Here is a 16,778-nt window from a genome sequence, read left to right on the forward strand (position 1 = left end):
CCCGCCTTGGCCTCCCAAAGTGCTGGGATTACAGGGGTGAGCCACTGCACCCAGCTGAAAATATTCTTTCTAAAAGATAAGAAGGATCCTTTTAAAAAAAGGTCACGTATAAAACAAAGTAAAAGGAACCAGGAGCCAGCGGTGAGCGCGGCTCGCGCGGACCGTTCGGCCCCGGCCGGCGTACGCCGTCCAGCAGCGAGATCCCCTTGGCGCGCTTGCCGCCGGCCCGGCGCAGCAGTCGCTCGGCCACCTCGGCGTTGATCCGCTGGGCAGGGTCCTTGCGGAGCAGGCCCTGGAGCACCGGCTTGAGCGGGCCGGCGTTCTTCGGCGGCGGCAACGGCTCGGTGGCCAGCGCGGCCAGGGTGCCGATCGCCGACGGCCGGGCGTACGGGGACTTCCCCTCCACCGCGGCGTAGAGCGTCGCGCCCAGCGACCACAGGTCCGCCTCCGGGCCGGCGGTGCCGTCCTTGGCCCGCTCCGGCGCGATGTACGCGGGCGAGCCGAGCACCATGCCCGTCCGGGTCACGTTCGGGTCGCCGGGGATGGTGGCCAGACCGAAATCGGTCAGCACCACCCGGCCGTCGCTGCCGAGCAGGACGTTGCCCGGCTTGATGTCGCGGTGCATCACGCCGGCCTTGTGCGCCGCCTTCAGCGCGCCGAGCACCCCGAGACCGATCTCCACCGCGCGCGCCGGCGACACCGGACCGTCCTCGGCCAGAGTGTCCTGCAAGGACTTCGACGGGACGTACTCCATGACGATCCACGGGTCGCCGTCGGTGCGCAGCACGTCGAAGATGCGGACCACGTTGACGTGGTTCAGCCGGGCGATGGCCCGGGCCTCGCGCAGCGAGCGTTCCCGCATCTCGCGGCGCTCGTCGTCGGTGAGGCTGGGCGGTGGGACGAGCTCCTTGATGGCCACGTCCCGGTGCAGCACCTCGTCACGCGCCTTCCACACCCGACCCATGCCGCCCTGGCCGAGCGGCGAGAGGAGCCGGTACCGGTCAGCGACAAGTTGGGGAAGCGCGTCAGACATCGCAGAGACCGTACCCGGACCCACCGATGCTCACACCGCCGGCACGCCACTGTGCGGCGAAGGTCAAGTTCTCGACGCGTACGCTGACGCCATGTCTGCCGAAGAGCCGCTGTTCCGCGTCGTCCGGGGTGTCCCGACCGCCGACGAACTGGCCGCGCTGGTGGGTGCGATCGTCGTCCGGTCCCGGCCGTCCGCCACCCCCGCGCCGGTGACCACGTCCGCCTGGGCGCGCAGCGGCCGACCGGCCGTCGCGACGCCCGCCGCCGGACCGGGCGCGTGGCGCGCCTCCGGCCTGCCCCGCTGATCTTTCCCTGCCCCGCTGGCCCTTCCTCCGGTACGACCGGACCGAGCCGGGGCGGAGCCGTGTGATGTCCTCGGGGCTGCCGAGATCGCGTCACACCCATTAACCTCACTCAGGGAAACGAGGCCGTGACGGGTAGGGAGGATCGATGATCCCTGAGGAGGACCGCCCAGCTTCCTGGCTGCGCGGCTACGGCGGCATCGAGGCCGACATCCGCCAGATGAGCGAGTTCGCCGACCGGCTCCAGGCCGAGGTCGAACGCAACTACGCGCCACACCTGTCGTACATCGCCGACGACATGAAGGCCGCCATTCCCAATCCGTGCGACGCCTTCGTCGAGCTGGTGCAGTTCCTGCACGCCCATTGGGAGACCCAGCAGGCCACGGCGACCATGGTGCACGACCTGGGCGGAGCCACCGGCCACCTGGCCTCCGCAGCCGGCAGGATCGCTTCCGACTACCAGGGCGCCGACGCCTTCGCCGCCGCCAGGGTGGCCGACGTGGAGGCAGCGCTCGCCAACCCGTACTCCACCATGCCGGGCGGCCGACCCCGGCTGCCCGACCCGACCGGCCCGGACAGGGGGCCGGTGGTGCTGCCGTGATCGAGAGGGGCAGCGGCCGGACGTCCGGCCTCACCGACTGGCAGTTGATGGACGTGCTCAGCATGTGGGCCTGCCTCCAGGACCACGAGACCAAGGGACACTGGAAGCAGGTCGCCGGCTGGCGCAAGGTCTGCGACCTCGCGATGACCCACCTGCGACGACTGCACGAGTACCGGCGCGGGCTGGCCGAGGCGTGGCCGCCGGAGACCAACGCCGCCGCCCGGGCATACCTGGGCGAACTCGACCAGCTCATCGACAAGGTCCAGCACACCCACGACGCCGCCGCCGCCAACCACGACGCGCTCGCCGCCGCCACCCGCGCCATCGACAGCGCCCGGCCCGAGCTGAGGAGCCTCTACGAGCAGTACTCGACGAAGCTCCAGCAGAAGCGGTCGTACGAGGCGATGATCGCCGACCCGAAGGCGGTGGCCGGCAACCGGACGACGGAACCGCCGGTGACGGACGTGGAGTTGGACCAGCTGAACACGAAGGCCCGGGGGATCATGTTCGGGCTGAGTGGTGAGCTCCAGCAGGCGCAGGTGATGCTTCAAAAGCCGCCGGTGGTCAGGCCTCCTAAGCAGACCGAGAACCCAGACGTGTATGGGGGTTCGCAAGCACCGATCATTCCTCCGATCGTGCCAGTGCCGTTAGCGGCATCCACTCCCTTGCCACCCAACCGATCGGCGACAGTGGTCAAGCCGGTGCAGACTCCCACGGCGCCAAATGTCGGGCCCGTGCTCGGGGGGACAGGCACCGGACTTGCCCAAGCCCCTAGCTCCGGCCTGCCCGTTACACCTCCTACAGGACCAGCAGGCCCCTCGTCAGGTGTCGCGCTTCCGCCGAGCATGCCCCCCATATCCGGCGCGTCAGGCCGATCCGGAATGACCCGCTCTCAAAGAGGGGAGCCAGGCAGCGTCAATCAGCCAGGTGCCATTGGGAAGAACGGGGGACCTCACGCGACACGACCTGCTCTTGGCCGGTCCATGCCTCCGGGCGGGTTGATTGGCGGCGCACCCGGGATGACACTAGGCCAACCGGGTGGAACCACCCCACCACGCAGAGTCAACCCTGTCGGAGGAGTGATTGGGGGCGGTGGGGCCGGCACCGCGCCGACTGGCGCCGCAGGCTCGCGTCCAAGCGGCGGACGCGGCAACCAAATCGGCGGCATACACGGGCTGTCACCCCTCGGAGGCGCTCCCGGGTACGGCGGCAGTTCTTCTGGTGGAGTTCCAGGCCTATCGGGCCATCGCGAGCGAAGCGACGGGCAATCACGAGGTTGGGATCCAGACCATCCGTGGGAGACCGATGAGGGAGTCAACCCGGTAGTTCTTCCTCCTCAGGACGAGGGACCAATCGATCCCGGCCCTGCCATCGGCTTCACTCGGTGAGGCAGCACCTCATCCCAGCCGCCGTCGCGGCTGCCATATTCATGTCAGCAAATATTCCGTTTGTCAATCCGGCGAATGCCACACCCGCAACAGGCGGCCCGGAGCGAGTTCGCGGCGATCAGTGGCACCTAAAATTCCTAAATGCAGCTCGAGCACAGCGAATTAGCCAAGGGAGAGGTGTCATCGTCGCGGTGCCAGATACCGGCGTTGATCAACACCCCGATCTGCGAAACAACCTGCTGCCCGGCTTCGACATCATCACAGGGGGCAAAGGAGACGGCCGACTCGACCGGGATGGCCACGGCACGTCGATGGCTGGGCTAATCGCCGCTCATGGACGCGGCGGAAACATCGGCGCCCTCGGCATCGCGCCCGAGTCGAAGATCCTTCCCATCTTCGACTCTCCGCCGAACGGCGACGGGGACCCTGATGCACTCGCCACGGGGATCGAATTCGCAATATCGCATGGCGCTGACGTAATTAGCGTCTCCAGTGGCGGCGGATCCAGCGAACGGCTGGTGCAAACAATCCGCAATGCAATAGCATCGAATATCGTCGTCGTAGCAGCCGCAGGAAATAGGCCCGAGGACTCCTACGTCGGATACCCAGCCTCAGAGCCTGGGGTAATCACTGTCGGCGGGGTCGACCGGACTGGAATTCGTGCTGCCGTATCGGTGACAGGCCCAGAAATCGATGTCGCAGCCCCAGCTGTGGACATTTACAGCACAAGCATCGAGGGAAAGTACTCCAAGGGAGTCGGCACGTCCGGCGCCGCCGCCATCGTTGCGGGAGCTGTCGCGCTTGTACGGTCGAAGTACCCAGACCTTCCGGCTTCTGAAGTCGTGCATCGACTGACCGCCACCGCTATCGACAAAGGCGCACCTGGCCGTGACGACGAGTACGGCTACGGTGTCATCGACTTGCTGGCAGCCCTGACGGCCGACGTACCTCCGCTCCCACCCGAGTGGGCGACGACGAGCGCACCGCCCAACGACGCATCAGCCACGACAGCGGCAGCCGAACCTGCTGGGGGCGGGGGCGACGATAATTCGACGGCCCGTGGCCTGGCTACCCTCGGCGCGATCGTGGCGGCAGGCGGCGGTTACCTGCTCTGGCGACGTCGCCGCAACGCGGACGATCCGCCACCACGGATCAGCCGGTGACTACCGGCGTCCACCGCTTTCGGGTTGATGAGGTGTTCGATGTGGCAACCTGGGCGGAACCGTCGCCTGTGGGACCTTGCTCGACGGCTCACCGGTCGGCACACTCAGCTTCGTGGATGAACTGACCGGCGCAGTGGTCCGGATCATCGGCATCGACTTCCCCACCCCGACGACGACGCAGCGCAGCGGTCAGCACCTTCTCGTCGTCTCCCGGGATGACGCGCCGCTCGTCCTACCGGGTCGGGTCTGGGCGGGGCGCGTCACCTCCCGCTCTGACGCGCGGCTGGTCGCCTGACCCTCCCCGCCGCTCAGGCGGTAGCGTCGGCAACGTGCCGAACTCCCTGCCACTGCGCCTCGTGCTCGCCTCTCAGAGTCCCGCCCGCCGCAAGCTCCTGCAGGCCGCCGGGATCGAACCCGACGTGCTGGTGAGCGGCGTCGACGAGTCCCAGGTGGTCGCGGACCGGGCCGAGGAGCTCTGCCTGGAGTTGTCCCGGCTCAAGGCGCAAGCGGTGCTCGACCGGCTGCGTGCCACCCCGGACGAGCGCACGCTGGTACTCGGCTGCGACTCGGTGCTCGCCTTCGACGGGGAGATCCTGGGCAAGCCGGCGGACGCCGCCGACGCCACGGACCGCTGGCGGCGGATGCGCGGGCGCAGCGGGGTGCTGCACACCGGGCACTGCCTGATCGACGTGACGCACGAGGCGCGGGCGGAGGCGGTCGCCTCGACGGTGGTGCACTTCGCCGACGTCAGCGACGACGAGATCGCCGCGTACGTGGCGACGGGCGAGCCGCTGGCGGTGGCCGGGGCGTTCACCATCGACGGGCTGGGCGGGGCGTTCCTGACCGGGATCGAGGGCGACCCGGGCACCGTGGTGGGGCTTTCCCTGCCGCTGCTGCGCCGACTCCTCGGCGAGTTGGCGCTGAGCATCACGGACCTGTGGACGAAGGTCGCGCCGGGAGGCCAGGAGGTCGAACATCTCAGCTAGCGTCCCTTCATGACCACCAAGTCGCTGCCGCTGACCCCGGAACTGCACGCCTATCTCGTCGCACACGGCTCGCCGCCGGACGAGATCGTCCGCGACCTGGCGCAGGAGACGCTGGCCCTCCTCCCCGACCAGGCGACGATGCAGGTGGCGCCGGAGCAGGCCGCGTTCCTGACCTTCCTGACCCGGCTGCTCGGCGCACGGCGGGCGGTGGAGGTGGGCACCTTCACCGGGCTCTCCTCGCTGGCGATCGCCAGGGGGCTGCCCGAGGACGGCCGGCTCACCTGCTTCGACATCTCCGAGGAGTACACCGGCATCGCCCGGCGGTACTGGGAGCGCGCGGGCGTAGCCGACCGGATCGAGCTGCGCATCGGCCCGGCCGGCGACACGCTGCGTGAGCTGCCCCGGGAGCGACACCTGGACTTCGCCTTCATCGACGCCGACAAGACCGGCTACCCGGTCTACTGGGACGAACTGGTGCCCCGGATGCGCCCGGGCGCGGTGATCGCGGTGGACAACACGCTGCGCGGGGGCCGGGTGCTCGCCCCGCAGAACGCCGACGACCGGGCGATCGCCGCGTTCAACGACGAGGTGCTGGCCGACGTGCGCGTCGACGTGGTCATGCTGCCCATCGCCGACGGGGTGACCCTCGCACGCGTGCGCTGACGGCAGGGGACGGTCGCCCGGCGGGCAGCGGCCGGGGGTCAGGCTCCCGTCATGGCCGGGGTGCGGTCGTCGGTCGGTGCGGCGCGGAGCGCGCGGCCGAGGCGCCCGGTGAGCAGGACGGCCGCGGCGATGAAGCCGGGCAGCAGCAGGAAGGCCAGGTGCGGTCCGATCCCGTCGGCCACCGCGCCGAGGGCCACCGGCGCGATCCCGAAGCCCACCCCCATCGAGTACGCCGACCAGCCGGCCGCCTTGTCGGCGGCCGGCCCGGCGACGGCCAGCGCGATCGAGATCGCGAGGGGGTAGTGCAGCGCGTTGCCGAGTCCCAGCACCACCAGGCCGGTGACGGCGAGCCAGCCGACGGACGCGAGCCAGAAGAGGGCGAACCCGGCCAGGGAGACGGTCAGCGCGGCGAGCAGCAGCGGCGCGGGCGGCCAGCGCAGGGCGATGCGGCCGCCGACCAGCCGGCCGAGGAACATGCCGCAGACGATCGCCGCGACGGCGGCCGACGCGGAGGCGGCGGTCATCCCGGCGTGTGAGCGGAGCACGTCGGCGGTCCAGAGCGACAGGCAGACCTCGATCGAGCCGGTGACCGCCATCAGCACCCAGGCGATCCAGTACGCCCGGGGCAGCCGCCCGGCCTCGCCGACGCCAGCCCCGGCGGTGACCCCGACCGGGTCGGCGGCAGCACCGGCGGTCACCCCGACCCCATCGATAGCCGCACCGGCGGTCACCGCGACCGGATCGACGGCGGCACCGGGGGTCGCCCCGACGGGTACGGCGGCAGCCGCGGCAGCGGGGGCGGACTGCGGCAGGCGTACCCGGAAGAGGCGGGCGGCGAGCGCGACCAGCGCGATCAGCCCGACCTCGACGGCCATCACCGGCCGCCAGCCGAAGCCCGCGTCGACGCTGGCGCCGATGACCAGCGGGGCGAGGATGCCCATGCCGGCACAGGCGGCGTTGGCCTCGGTGAGCGCGGCGGGCGCGGCGGGGCCGTGCCGGGCGGTGAGGACGACGGCGACGCCGCTGGTCACCATCATGCCGGCGGTGGCCACGACGGCGACCGCGGCGAGGGTGGTGGGCAGCGGGCGGAGCAGGCCGAACGCGGTGACGCCGACGGCGACGCCGGCCAGGCCGAACCAGATCGCCCCGCCCCGGCCGACCCGCCGGGCGAGCGGGGCGAACAGCGCCCCGCCGAGCAGCGCGCCGACGGCGACGGCGGTGCTGTGCAGGCCGGCGACGGCGGCGCTGGTGCCCTGTTCGTCGCGGAGCAGCGGTACGACGGGGCCGAACCCGTAGAGGAAGAAGCCCCACAGCCCCAGCTGGGCGTAGGTCAGCCAGGTGGTCCTGTCATGGGTGAGGCGGGGCACTGACCTCACGCTACTAACGTTCGGCCGGTGCCCCGCCCCCGGTGAGAGGCAGGTCTCGTCAGCGGACGCTGCGGGCGAACTGCCGGGCTGCCCAGAAAACGCCGGCGGCGGCGAGCACCGCGATGATGGTCAGCCCCTGCCACACCCTGTCGTTGCCGAGGTCCCCGGCGAAGAGCGCCCGGGTGCCGTCGACCGCCCAGGAGAACGGGTTCCAGTCGGCGATGCCCTGGAGCCAGCCGGGGGCGAAGGTGAGCGGCAGCAGGATGCCGGAGAGCAGCAGCACCGGCTGGGCGACGGTGTTCATCAGCGGGGCGAGCGCGTCCTCGCTCTTGACCTTGAGCGCGACACCGTAGGAGACGGCCGAGGTCATCAGCGCGATCAGGGCGAGCATCAGGTACGCGAGCAGCAGGTCACCGATGAAGACCGCAGGTCGATACCAGTTCCTCGCGGGCGGTGGACTCGTCCCAGGTGCTGCCGCCCTGGGCCACGTAGCCGATCCGGCGCCGCACCTCGGCCGGATCCTTGCGCAGATCGGCGCCGGCGATGGTGGCCTCGCCGCCGTCGGGTTCGATGAGGGTGGCGACTAGGGCGCGCGGGGACAGTGCGCCATCCCACACTGAGCGATCGTTAGGGCCATCAGAGTGACCGATACACTCCCGGTCAACGACCTCCCGGGAGGAGCCCTCAAGGTGCGCAAGGTACTCATCGCCAACCGCGGCGAGATCGCCGTCCGCGTCATCCGCGCCTGCCGCGACGCCGGCCTGGGCAGCGTTGCCGTCTATGCGGACTCCGACCGGGACGCCCTGCACGCCACCCTCGCCGACGAGGCGTACGCCCTCGGCGGCGACACCGCGGCCGAGACGTACCTGCGGATCGACAAGCTGATCGACGTCGCCGGCCGGTCCGGCGCCGACGCCGTGCACCCCGGCTACGGCTTCCTCGCCGAGAACGCCGACTTCGCCCAGGCCGTCATCGACGCCGGGCTCACCTGGATCGGCCCCACCCCGCAGGCGATCCGCGACCTCGGCGACAAGGTGACCGCCCGGCACATCGCCCAGCGCGCCGGCGCGCCCCTGGTCCCCGGCACCCCCGACCCGGTCGGCAGCCCGGACGAGGTGATCGCCTTCGCGGTCGACCACGGTCTGCCGGTCGCCATCAAGGCCGCCTTCGGCGGTGGTGGGCGCGGGCTCAAGGTGGCCCGCACCATGGAGGAGATCCCGCACCTGTTCGAGTCGGCCACCCGCGAGGCGGTCGCCGCGTTCGGCCGGGGCGAGTGCTTCGTCGAGCGGTACCTGGACCAGCCCCGGCACGTCGAGGCGCAGGTCCTCGCCGACCAGCACGGCAACGTGATCGTGGTCGGCACCCGGGACTGCTCGCTGCAGCGCCGGCACCAGAAGCTGGTCGAGGAGGCCCCGGCGCCGTTCCTCACCGCCGCCCAGCGCACCCAGATCCACGACAGCGCCAAGGCGATCTGCCGGGAGGCCGGCTATCACGGCGCCGGCACCGTGGAATACCTGGTCGGCGTGGACGGCACCATCTCCTTCCTGGAGGTCAACACCCGGCTGCAGGTGGAGCACCCGGTCACCGAGGAGACCGCCGGCATCGACCTGGTTCGCGAGCAGTTCCGGATCGCCGACGGCGAGAAGCTGCGGTTCGCCGAGGACCCGACGCCGCGCGGGCACTCCATCGAGTTCCGGATCAACGGCGAGGACCCGGGCCGCAACTTCCTGCCCGCCCCGGGCACCGTCACCGCGCTCCGGCTGCCCACCGGCCCGGGCGTACGGGTGGACACCGGTATCTCGGCCGGCGACGTGATCGGCGGCAATTTCGACTCGCTGCTGGCCAAGGTGATCATCACCGGCGAGACCCGGGCCGAGGCGATCGAGCGGGCCCGCCGGGCGCTGGACGAGATGGTCGTCGAGGGCATGGCCACCGCGCTGCCGTTCCACCGCCTGGTCGTCCGGGACGAGGCGTTCACCACCGAGCCGTTCACCGTGCACACCCGGTGGATCGAGACCGAGTTCGACAACACCGTGCCGCCGTTCGCCGCCGCCGGCGCCGCCGAGGCGCCGGCGGGTCGCGAGACCGTCGTGGTCGAGGTGGCGGGCAAGCGGCTGGAGGTCAGCCTCCCCGCCGGCCTCGGCGCGGGTACGACCACCGCCGCGCCCGCCGCCCGCAAGCCGGCCCGCCGGGGCGGCGGCGCCAAGGCCGGCGCGGCGGTCAGCGGCGACGCGCTCACCTCCCCGATGCAGGGCACCATCGTCAAGATCGCCGTGGCGGACGGGGACACCGTCGCCGAGGGCGACCTGGTGGTGGTGCTGGAGGCGATGAAGATGGAGCAGCCGCTGCACGCCCACAGGGCCGGTACGGTCAGCGGGCTGTCGGCCGAGGTCGGCGCGGTGATCACCGCCGGCGCGGCGATCTGCACCATCGCCTGATCCGGTCGGGACCGGCGGGCGCGGCAGGGCCCCTGCCCAGCCGGCCGCGGCGACGCGTCACCCACCCATCGGCCCGCCCCTGCCCGCCGACGGGTGGGCGGGCCGCGCTCTCGGCTGGGCGGCGGGCAGGCCGGCCGTACCCTCGGCTCGCCCGGCGGGGGCGGGCGGCGGCCCGGCGGGTGGTTTGGGCCACCAGCGGCGGCGGGCCCGGCCGGGAGCAGGAATGATGGCCGGGTGCGGTTCCTTCATGGCGCGGTCCCCGCGCACGACCTGACCTACAACGACGTCTTCATGGCGCCGGCCCGCTCCGAGGTGGGCTCGCGGCTCGACGTCGACCTGGCCACCGGCGACGGCACGGGCACCACCATCCCGCTGGTGGTCGCCAACATGACGGCGGTGGCCGGCCGCCGGATGGCGGAGACCGTGGCCCGGCGCGGCGCGATCACGGTGATCCCGCAGGACATCCCGATCGAGGTGGTGGCCAACGTCGTCGCCTGGGTCAAGCAGCGGCACCTGGTGCACGACACCCCCATCACGCTCGGCCCGACCGACACCGTCGGCGACGCCATCCACCTGCTGCCGAAGCGGTCGCACGGCGCGGTGATCGTGGTCGACGAGGCGGGCCGCCCGCTCGGCGTGGTCACCGAGGCGGACACCGTCGGCGTGGACCGCTTCGCCCAGTTGCGGCACGTGATGTCGACCGAGCTGCACACCGTGCCGGCGGACGCCGACCCGCGTACCGGTTTCGACCGGCTCTCGGCCGGCCGGCGTCGGCTGGCCCCGGTGGTGGACGCCGACGGGCGGCTGATCGGGGTGCTGACCCGGCAGGGCGCGCTGCGCGCCACCCTCTACCGACCGGCGGTGGACGACCGGGGCCGGCTGCGCATCGCCGCCGCCGTCGGCATCAACGGCGACGTGACCGGCAAGGCCGAGGCGCTGCTGGCCGCCGGGGTGGACACCCTGGTGGTGGACACCGCGCACGGCCACCAGGAGCGGATGATCTCCGCGCTGCGGGCGGTCCGCAAGCTCGACCCCGCCGTCCCGGTGGCGGCCGGCAACGTGGTCACCGCCGAGGGCGTACGCGACCTGGTGGAGGCGGGCGCCGACATCGTCAAGGTGGGCGTCGGGCCGGGCGCCATGTGCACCACCCGGATGATGACCGGCGTCGGCCGGCCGCAGTTCTCGGCGGTGCTCGACTGCGCGGCGGCGGCCCGGGCGCTGGGCCGGCACGTCTGGGCCGACGGCGGGGTGCGGCACCCCCGGGACGTGGCGCTGGCGCTCGCCGCCGGGGCGTCCAACGTGATGATCGGGTCCTGGTTCGCCGGCACCTACGAGTCCCCTGGCGACCTCTACACCGAGCCGGACGGCCGGCGCTACAAGGAGAGCTTCGGAATGGCCTCGGCGCGGGCGGTCAGCGCGCGTACCGCCGAGGACAGCGCATTCGACCGGGCCCGCAAGGCGGTCTTCGAGGAGGGCATCTCCTCGGCGCGGATGTACCTCGACCCGGTCCGGCCCGGCGTCGAGGACCTGATCGACGAGATCATCGCCGGGGTGCGGAGCGCCTTCACGTACGCGGGCGCCCGCAACCTGGACGAGTTCCACGAGCGCGCGCTGGTCGGCGTCCAGAGCACCGCCGGCTACACCGAGGGCATGCCACTCCCCACCAGCTGGTGAGTGTGCGTCACCGAAAGCCGGACCCCCGGCCGGGTGATGCCGCCACCGGCCCACCGGTGGCCCGCCCCAGCTGACGCCTCCGCCCGGGCGGTCACTCGAAGAGGCGGCGGATCACCGCGCGGGCGGCCTGCTCCGGGTCCCGGCCGGCCTCGGGTGGCAGCGCGCCGGCCAGCCAGAGGGTGGCGAACCCGTGCACGATCGACCAGGCGGCCAGGGCGTCCCGGTCGGGGGCGGTGGCGGGCAGGGCGGCCAGGCCACCGCGCAGTGCCGCCCGGGCCCGGTCCCGGGCCGCGCGCACCTCGGCGTCGTCGCCGCGGTAGAGGTCCGGCCGGAACATCACCTCGAAGTGCGCCCGGTGGTCGACGGCGAACCGGACGTACGCCACGCCGACCTCCAGCAGTTCGTCGCCGGCCCCGCCCAGGTCGGCGGCGAGGCGGTCGTACCCCTCGACGGCGACCGCGGTGAGCAGCCCGGCCTTGTCGCCGAAGTGGTGTGCCGGGGCGGCGTGCGAGACACCGGCGCGCCGGGCCAGGTCCCGCAGGCTCAGCGCGGCCGGGCCGGACTCCTCGATCGCCTGGACCGCCGCGTCGAGCAGGGCCCGCCGCAGGTCGCCGTGGTGGTAGCCGCGCGTCGTCATGCCGGCAGCATAAATTGTCACCGACAAGATGCGGGAACCCCGAAAATAGTTTGGCCCCTGACCATCTGGTGGCTAACCTCGACGCCGTGCACATGGAACCGCTGGCCCGCTTCCCGGACCTGCTGCGTAACGCGCCGATGGGGCGGCTGGTCTCGGTCGCCGGCCACCTGGTCGACCAGCACTGGGGTCGCTACCTCTCCGAACACCACGGCCTCTCGACGGCCGGGATGCGGGTGCTGTTCATTCTGGCCCGCGCGGGCGAGACCACCCACCGGGCGGTCGCCGACCGCTGCTTCGTCCGACCCGCCACCCTCACCGGGATCGTCGACACGCTGGAGCGCGACGGCTTCGTCGAGCGGCACCGGGACGCCGCCGACCGCCGTACGGTGCAGCTCGCGCTGACCGACAAGGGGCGCGAGCACGTGCAGGCGCTCTTCGACCTCATCCACACCGACACTCCGCTGACCTCCGTCGACGCCGACCCGGCGAAGCGGGCGGTGATCCGCGAGTTCCTGACCGAGTTGATCGTGACCATGTCCGACGGGGAGGAAAACAGGTTGAACCCATCGCACCAGGAATCCGACGAAGCGGGACCGGGAGGCCGGACGTGCTGATCCGCCTGCTGCGCGACCATCTGCGCCCGTACCACCGGCCACTGGCCGCCGTGGTGCTGCTCCAGTTCGTCGGCACGATGGCCTCGCTCTACCTGCCCAGCCTCAACGCCGACATCATCGACCTTGGTGTGGCCCGCGGCGACACCGACTACATCATGCGTACCGGCGGCTGGATGCTGCTGGTCAGCCTGGTCCAGATCGCCTGCTCGGTGGCCGCCGTCTACCTCGGCGCGCGGACCGCGATGGCCTTCGGCCGGGACGTCCGGGCCGAGGTCTTCGCGCAGGTCAACCGCTTCTCCGCCCGCGAGGTCGCCCGGTTCGGCGCGCCCTCGCTGATCACCCGCAACACCAACGACGTGCAGCAGGTGCAGATGCTCGTGCTGATGAGCTGCACCATGCTGGTCGCCGCGCCGATCATGAGCGTCGGCGGTGTGGTGATGGCGCTCCGGGAGGACCTGGGGCTGTCCTGGCTGATGCTGGTCAGCGTGCCGGTGCTGGCGGTCGCGCTGGGTCTGATCATCCGGCGGATGGTGCCCGGTTTCCGGCTCATGCAGACCCGGATCGACACGGTCAACCGGGTGCTGCGCGAACAGATCACCGGCATCCGGGTGGTCCGGGCCTTCGTCCGGGAGCCGTACGAGACGGACCGCTTCGCGGTGGCGAACGCCGACCTCACCGCCACCGCCCTGCGCACCGGCCGGCTGATGGCGCTGATCTTCCCGGTGGTGATGCTGGTGCTCAACCTCTCCAGCGTCGCGGTGCTCTGGTTCGGCGCGCAGCGGGTCGACGCCGGCGCCATCCAGGTCGGCGCGCTCACCGCGTTCCTGCAGTACCTGATGCAGATCCTGATGGCCGTCATGATGGCGACCTTCATGCTGATGATGGTGCCCCGGGCGGCGGTCTGCGCCGAACGGATCGTCGAGGTGCTGGACACCGAGTCGTCGGTGGTCCCGGCGGCGTCGCCGGTGACCCGGGTCGAGGGGCACGGCGAGCTGGAGCTGCGCGACGTGGCGTTCCAGTACCCGGGGGCGAGCGCCCCGGTGCTGCACGACATCTCCTTCCGGGCCCGGCCCGGGCACACCACCGCGATCATCGGCTCGACCGGCGCCGGCAAGACCACCCTGCTGACGCTGATCCCGCGACTGGTCGACCCGACCGCCGGGGCCGTGCTGGTCGACGGGGTGGACGTCCGCGAACTGGCCCCCGACGAGCTGTGGCGGCGGATCGGGCTGGTGCCGCAACGGCCGTACCTGTTCAGCGGCACGGTCGCCAGCAACCTGCGGTACGGCAACCCGGACGCCACCGACGCGGAACTCTGGGCGGCGCTGGAGATCGCCCAGGCGCGCGACTTCGTCGCCCAGATGCCGGACGGCCTGGAGGCGCCGATCGCCCAGGGCGGCACCAACGTCTCCGGTGGTCAGCGGCAACGCCTGGCGATCGCCCGCGCGCTGGTACGCAAACCGGAGATCTACCTCTTCGACGACTCGTTCTCGGCGCTGGACCTCGGCACCGACGCCCGGCTCCGGGCGGCGCTGCGGCCGGTCACCGCGGACGCGGCGGTGGTGATCGTGGCCCAGCGGGTCTCCACGATCGTCGACGCCGACCAGATCATCGTGCTCGAGGACGGGGGCGTCGTCGGGATGGGCCGACACGACGAACTGCTGGACACCTGCCCGACATACGCCGAGATCGTGGCGTCCCAGCAGACGGCGGAGGTGGCGGCATGAGCGAGCGATTCAGGCAGCTCAGTGGCCGCGGGGGTCATGGCGGCACCGAGCGTGGCGAGGTGACGGCATGAGCGAGCGCAGCGAGCGATTCAGGCAGCTCAGTGGCCGCGGGGGTCATGGCGGCACCGAGCGTAGCGAGGTGACGGCATGACGGCCGTACCCGAGCAGAAGAAGGCCCCGGAGGCAGGGACGCCGAAGCGGCTGCCCCCCGGCGGGCAGCGCGGCGGCCCGCCGTGGATGTCCGCCGGCATGCCGGCGGAGAAGTCGCTGAACTTCGGGCCGTCCGCCCGGCGGCTGCTGAACCGGCTCCGGCCGCAGCGGCTGCACCTGGCCGCCATCGTCAGCCTGGCGGTGGCCAGCGTCGCGGCCAGCGTGGTCGGGCCGAAGATCCTCGGTCGGGCCACCGACATCATCTTCACCGGCGTGATCGGCCGGCAGCTGCCCGCCGGCAGCAGCGCCGACCAGGCCGTCGCGGCGGCCCGGGCCGCCGGCAACGACAACTTCGCCGACATGCTCGCCCGGATGGACGTGGTGCCCGGCGTGGGCATCGACTTCCCGGCGCTGGGCCGGGTGCTGTTGCTGGCGCTGGGGCTCTACCTCGCCGCGAGCCTGCTGATGTGGTGGCAGGGCTGGCTGCTCAACGGCGTGGTGCAGCGGACGGTGCTGCGGCTGCGCGCCGAGGTGGAGGAGAAGCTCAACCGGCTGCCGCTGCCGTACTTCGACCGGCAGCCCCGGGGCGAGCTGCTCAGCCGGGTCACCAACGACATCGACAACATCTCGCAGACCCTGTCGCAGACGCTCAGCCAGCTGCTCACCTCGCTGCTCACCGTCGTCGGCGTGCTGGCCATGATGTTCTGGATCTCGCCGCTGCTGGCGCTGGTCGCGCTGGTCGCGGTGCCGCTGTCGGTCGTCGTGACCCAGCAGATCGCCAAGCGGTCGCAGCAGAAGTTCATCGCCCAGTGGAGGCACACCGGCGAGCTGAACGGCCAGATCGAGGAGGCGTACACCGGCCACGAGCTGGTCAAGGTCTTCGGCCGGCAGCGTGAGGTGCAGGCCGCCTTCACCGACAAGAACGAGGAGCTGTTCCGGGCCAGCTTCGGCGCCCAGTTCATCTCCGGGATCATCATGCCGGCGATGATGTTCGTCGGGAACCTCAGCTATGTCGCGATCGCCGTGGTCGGCGGGCTGCGGGTGGCGTCCGGGTCGATGAGCCTCGGCGACGTGCAGGCGTTCATCCAGTACTCGCGGCAGTTCACCCAGCCGCTCACCCAGGTCGCCTCGATGGCCAACCTGCTCCAGTCCGGGGTGGCCTCGGCCGAGCGGGTCTTCGCGGTGCTCGACGCCGACGAGCAGACGCCGGACCCGGAGCCGGCCCGGGTCACCGACCCGCACGGCCGGGTCGAGTTCGCGCACGTCTCCTTCCGGTACGCCCCGGACGAGCCGCTGATCGAGGACCTGTCGCTGGTGGCCGAGCCCGGCCACACGGTGGCGATCGTCGGCCCGACCGGCGCCGGCAAGACCACCCTGGTCAACCTGGTCATGCGCTTCTACGAGCTGGACGCCGGCCGGATCACGCTCGACGGGGTGGACATCACCACGATGCGCCGGGACGACCTGCGCGGCCGGATCGGCATGGTGCTCCAGGACACCTGGCTCTTCGGCGGCACCATCCGGGACAACATCGCCTACGGCCGGCCCGACGCCACCGAGGAGGAGATCCTGACCGCCGCCCGGGCCACCTTCGTGGACCGCTTCGTGCGCAGCCTCCCCGACGGGTACGACACCGTGATCGACGAGGAGGGCAGCAACGTCAGCGCCGGCGAGAAGCAGCTCATCACGATCGCCCGGGCGTTCCTGGCCGAGCCGTCGCTGCTGATCCTGGACGAGGCCACCAGCTCGGTGGACACCCGCACGGAGGTGCTGCTCCAGCGGGCGATGGCGGCGCTGCGCTCGGACCGGACCAGCTTCGTCATCGCGCACCGGCTCTCCACCATCCGCGACGCCGACCTGATCCTGATGATGGAGCACGGCCGGATCGTCGAGCAGGGCACGCACGAGCAGCTGCTCGCCGCGAAGGGGGCGTACCACCGGCTGTACCGGTCGCAGTTCGCCGGGGCGCTGGTGGACGACGAGGACGAGGCGGCCCCCCGGACACCGTCGGTCCAGGGGGCGCTCTCCTCATGACC

The 16,778-nt window shown here is 71.7% G+C and carries 15 protein-coding genes and 2 pseudogenes; 11 read left to right on the top strand and 6 right to left on the bottom strand.

Annotated features, from left to right (window positions below):
- Positions 1-139 precede the first annotated feature (139 nt).
- Positions 140-1,033: pseudogene (locus AB0I41_RS17150) on the bottom strand (serine/threonine-protein kinase); the annotation flags it as partial.
- Positions 1,034-1,124: 91 nt separating this feature from the next.
- On the opposite strand from AB0I41_RS17150, the gene AB0I41_RS17155 reads away from it, so the two are divergent.
- Together AB0I41_RS17155 and AB0I41_RS17160 are read left to right on the top strand one after the other, a co-directional pair.
- Complete coding sequence (locus tag AB0I41_RS17155; RefSeq protein ID WP_357107986.1) at positions 1,125-1,337, top strand: acyl-CoA carboxylase subunit epsilon; 213 nt, start codon at positions 1,125-1,127, stop codon at positions 1,335-1,337.
- Positions 1,338-1,482: 145 nt separating this feature from the next.
- Positions 1,483-1,935 carry a hypothetical protein gene (locus tag AB0I41_RS17160; RefSeq protein ID WP_357107989.1) on the top strand — a complete coding sequence of 151 codons (453 nt, stop codon included), beginning with the start codon at positions 1,483-1,485 and terminating at the stop codon, positions 1,933-1,935.
- A 355-nt stretch (positions 1,936-2,290) separates the two neighbouring features.
- On the opposite strand, the gene AB0I41_RS17165 is transcribed toward AB0I41_RS17160, so the two are convergent.
- Positions 2,291-2,440: a hypothetical protein gene (locus AB0I41_RS17165; protein ID WP_357107991.1), complete on the bottom strand. Its 150-nt coding sequence runs from the start codon at positions 2,438-2,440 to the stop codon at positions 2,291-2,293.
- Positions 2,441-3,319: 879 nt separating this feature from the next.
- Between AB0I41_RS17165 and mycP the strand changes: the two genes are divergently transcribed.
- The 4 genes from mycP to AB0I41_RS17185 all read left to right on the top strand — a co-directional run bounded on the left by mycP (position 3,320) and on the right by AB0I41_RS17185 (position 6,135).
- On the top strand, positions 3,320-4,486 hold the full coding sequence (gene mycP, locus AB0I41_RS17170) for a type VII secretion-associated serine protease mycosin (protein ID WP_357107994.1): 1,167 nt from the start codon (positions 3,320-3,322) through the stop codon (positions 4,484-4,486).
- Between the two features lie 112 nt (positions 4,487-4,598).
- Complete coding sequence (locus AB0I41_RS17175; protein ID WP_357107996.1) at positions 4,599-4,781, top strand: hypothetical protein; 183 nt, start codon at positions 4,599-4,601, stop codon at positions 4,779-4,781.
- 34 nt (positions 4,782-4,815) lie between these two features.
- A complete protein-coding gene (locus AB0I41_RS17180; protein WP_357107999.1) occupies positions 4,816-5,472 on the top strand; it encodes a Maf family protein in 657 nt (218 codons plus the stop codon).
- A gap of 9 nt (positions 5,473-5,481) precedes the next feature.
- Positions 5,482-6,135, top strand: a complete 654-nt coding sequence (locus AB0I41_RS17185) for an O-methyltransferase (protein WP_357108001.1) — start codon at positions 5,482-5,484, stop codon at positions 6,133-6,135.
- A gap of 38 nt (positions 6,136-6,173) precedes the next feature.
- Here AB0I41_RS17185 and AB0I41_RS17190 read toward each other — a convergent pair whose 3' ends face one another.
- From AB0I41_RS17190 to AB0I41_RS17200, 3 genes and pseudogenes are all read right to left on the bottom strand, one after another.
- Entirely contained in the window at positions 6,174-7,502 is a 1,329-nt protein-coding gene (locus AB0I41_RS17190) for an MFS transporter (RefSeq protein WP_357108004.1), read from the bottom strand.
- 58 nt (positions 7,503-7,560) lie between these two features.
- Entirely contained in the window at positions 7,561-7,920 is a 360-nt protein-coding gene (locus AB0I41_RS17195; RefSeq protein ID WP_357108195.1) for an ABC transporter permease, read from the bottom strand.
- A gap of 16 nt (positions 7,921-7,936) precedes the next feature.
- Positions 7,937-8,089 (bottom strand): annotated as a pseudogene (locus AB0I41_RS17200) (ABC transporter); the annotation flags it as partial.
- A 102-nt stretch (positions 8,090-8,191) separates the two neighbouring features.
- Here AB0I41_RS17200 and AB0I41_RS17205 point away from each other — a divergent pair.
- Both AB0I41_RS17205 and AB0I41_RS17210 read left to right on the top strand, forming a co-directional pair.
- Complete coding sequence (locus tag AB0I41_RS17205) at positions 8,192-9,940, top strand: biotin carboxylase N-terminal domain-containing protein (protein ID WP_357108007.1); 1,749 nt, start codon at positions 8,192-8,194, stop codon at positions 9,938-9,940.
- Between the two features lie 234 nt (positions 9,941-10,174).
- On the top strand, positions 10,175-11,614 hold the full coding sequence (locus AB0I41_RS17210) for a GuaB1 family IMP dehydrogenase-related protein (protein ID WP_357108010.1): 1,440 nt from the start codon (positions 10,175-10,177) through the stop codon (positions 11,612-11,614).
- 91 nt (positions 11,615-11,705) lie between these two features.
- On the opposite strand, the gene AB0I41_RS17215 is transcribed toward AB0I41_RS17210, so the two are convergent.
- Positions 11,706-12,251 (bottom strand): TetR/AcrR family transcriptional regulator, encoded by a 546-nt coding sequence (locus AB0I41_RS17215; protein WP_357108012.1) that lies wholly within the window; start codon positions 12,249-12,251, stop codon positions 11,706-11,708.
- 92 nt (positions 12,252-12,343) lie between these two features.
- On the opposite strand from AB0I41_RS17215, the gene AB0I41_RS17220 reads away from it, so the two are divergent.
- The 3 genes from AB0I41_RS17220 (at position 12,344) to AB0I41_RS17230 (ending at position 16,776) form a co-directional block, all read left to right on the top strand.
- The gene (locus tag AB0I41_RS17220; protein ID WP_357108198.1) at positions 12,344-12,865 is read left to right on the top strand and encodes a MarR family transcriptional regulator; all 522 of its coding nucleotides are present in this window, start codon (positions 12,344-12,346) and stop codon (positions 12,863-12,865) included.
- Entirely contained in the window at positions 12,859-14,592 is a 1,734-nt protein-coding gene (locus tag AB0I41_RS17225; RefSeq protein WP_357108015.1) for an ABC transporter ATP-binding protein, read from the top strand. Before AB0I41_RS17220 ends, AB0I41_RS17225 begins: the two co-directional genes overlap by 7 nt.
- Before the next feature lie 147 nt (positions 14,593-14,739).
- Complete coding sequence (locus AB0I41_RS17230; protein WP_357108018.1) at positions 14,740-16,776, top strand: ABC transporter ATP-binding protein; 2,037 nt, start codon at positions 14,740-14,742, stop codon at positions 16,774-16,776.
- Positions 16,777-16,778: the final 2 nt, after the last annotated feature.

The sequence above is a fragment of the Micromonospora sp. NPDC050200 genome (genome assembly GCF_040656135.1).
GTDB lineage: Bacteria > Actinomycetota > Actinomycetes > Mycobacteriales > Micromonosporaceae > Micromonospora.

Coding starts and splice junctions, on each gene's coding strand:
- AB0I41_RS17155 (WP_357107986.1), top strand. CDS start 1,125: ATGTCTGCCGAAGAGCCGCTGTTCCGCGTCGTCCGGGGTGTCCCGACC.
- AB0I41_RS17160 (WP_357107989.1), top strand. CDS start 1,483: ATGATCCCTGAGGAGGACCGCCCAGCTTCCTGGCTGCGCGGCTACGGC.
- AB0I41_RS17165 (WP_357107991.1), bottom strand. CDS start 2,440: ATGATCCCCCGGGCCTTCGTGTTCAGCTGGTCCAACTCCACGTCCGTC.
- AB0I41_RS17185 (WP_357108001.1), top strand. CDS start 5,482: ATGACCACCAAGTCGCTGCCGCTGACCCCGGAACTGCACGCCTATCTC.
- AB0I41_RS17215 (WP_357108012.1), bottom strand. CDS start 12,251: ATGACGACGCGCGGCTACCACCACGGCGACCTGCGGCGGGCCCTGCTC.
- AB0I41_RS17220 (WP_357108198.1), top strand. CDS start 12,344: ATGGAACCGCTGGCCCGCTTCCCGGACCTGCTGCGTAACGCGCCGATG.
- AB0I41_RS17230 (WP_357108018.1), top strand. CDS start 14,740: ATGACGGCCGTACCCGAGCAGAAGAAGGCCCCGGAGGCAGGGACGCCG.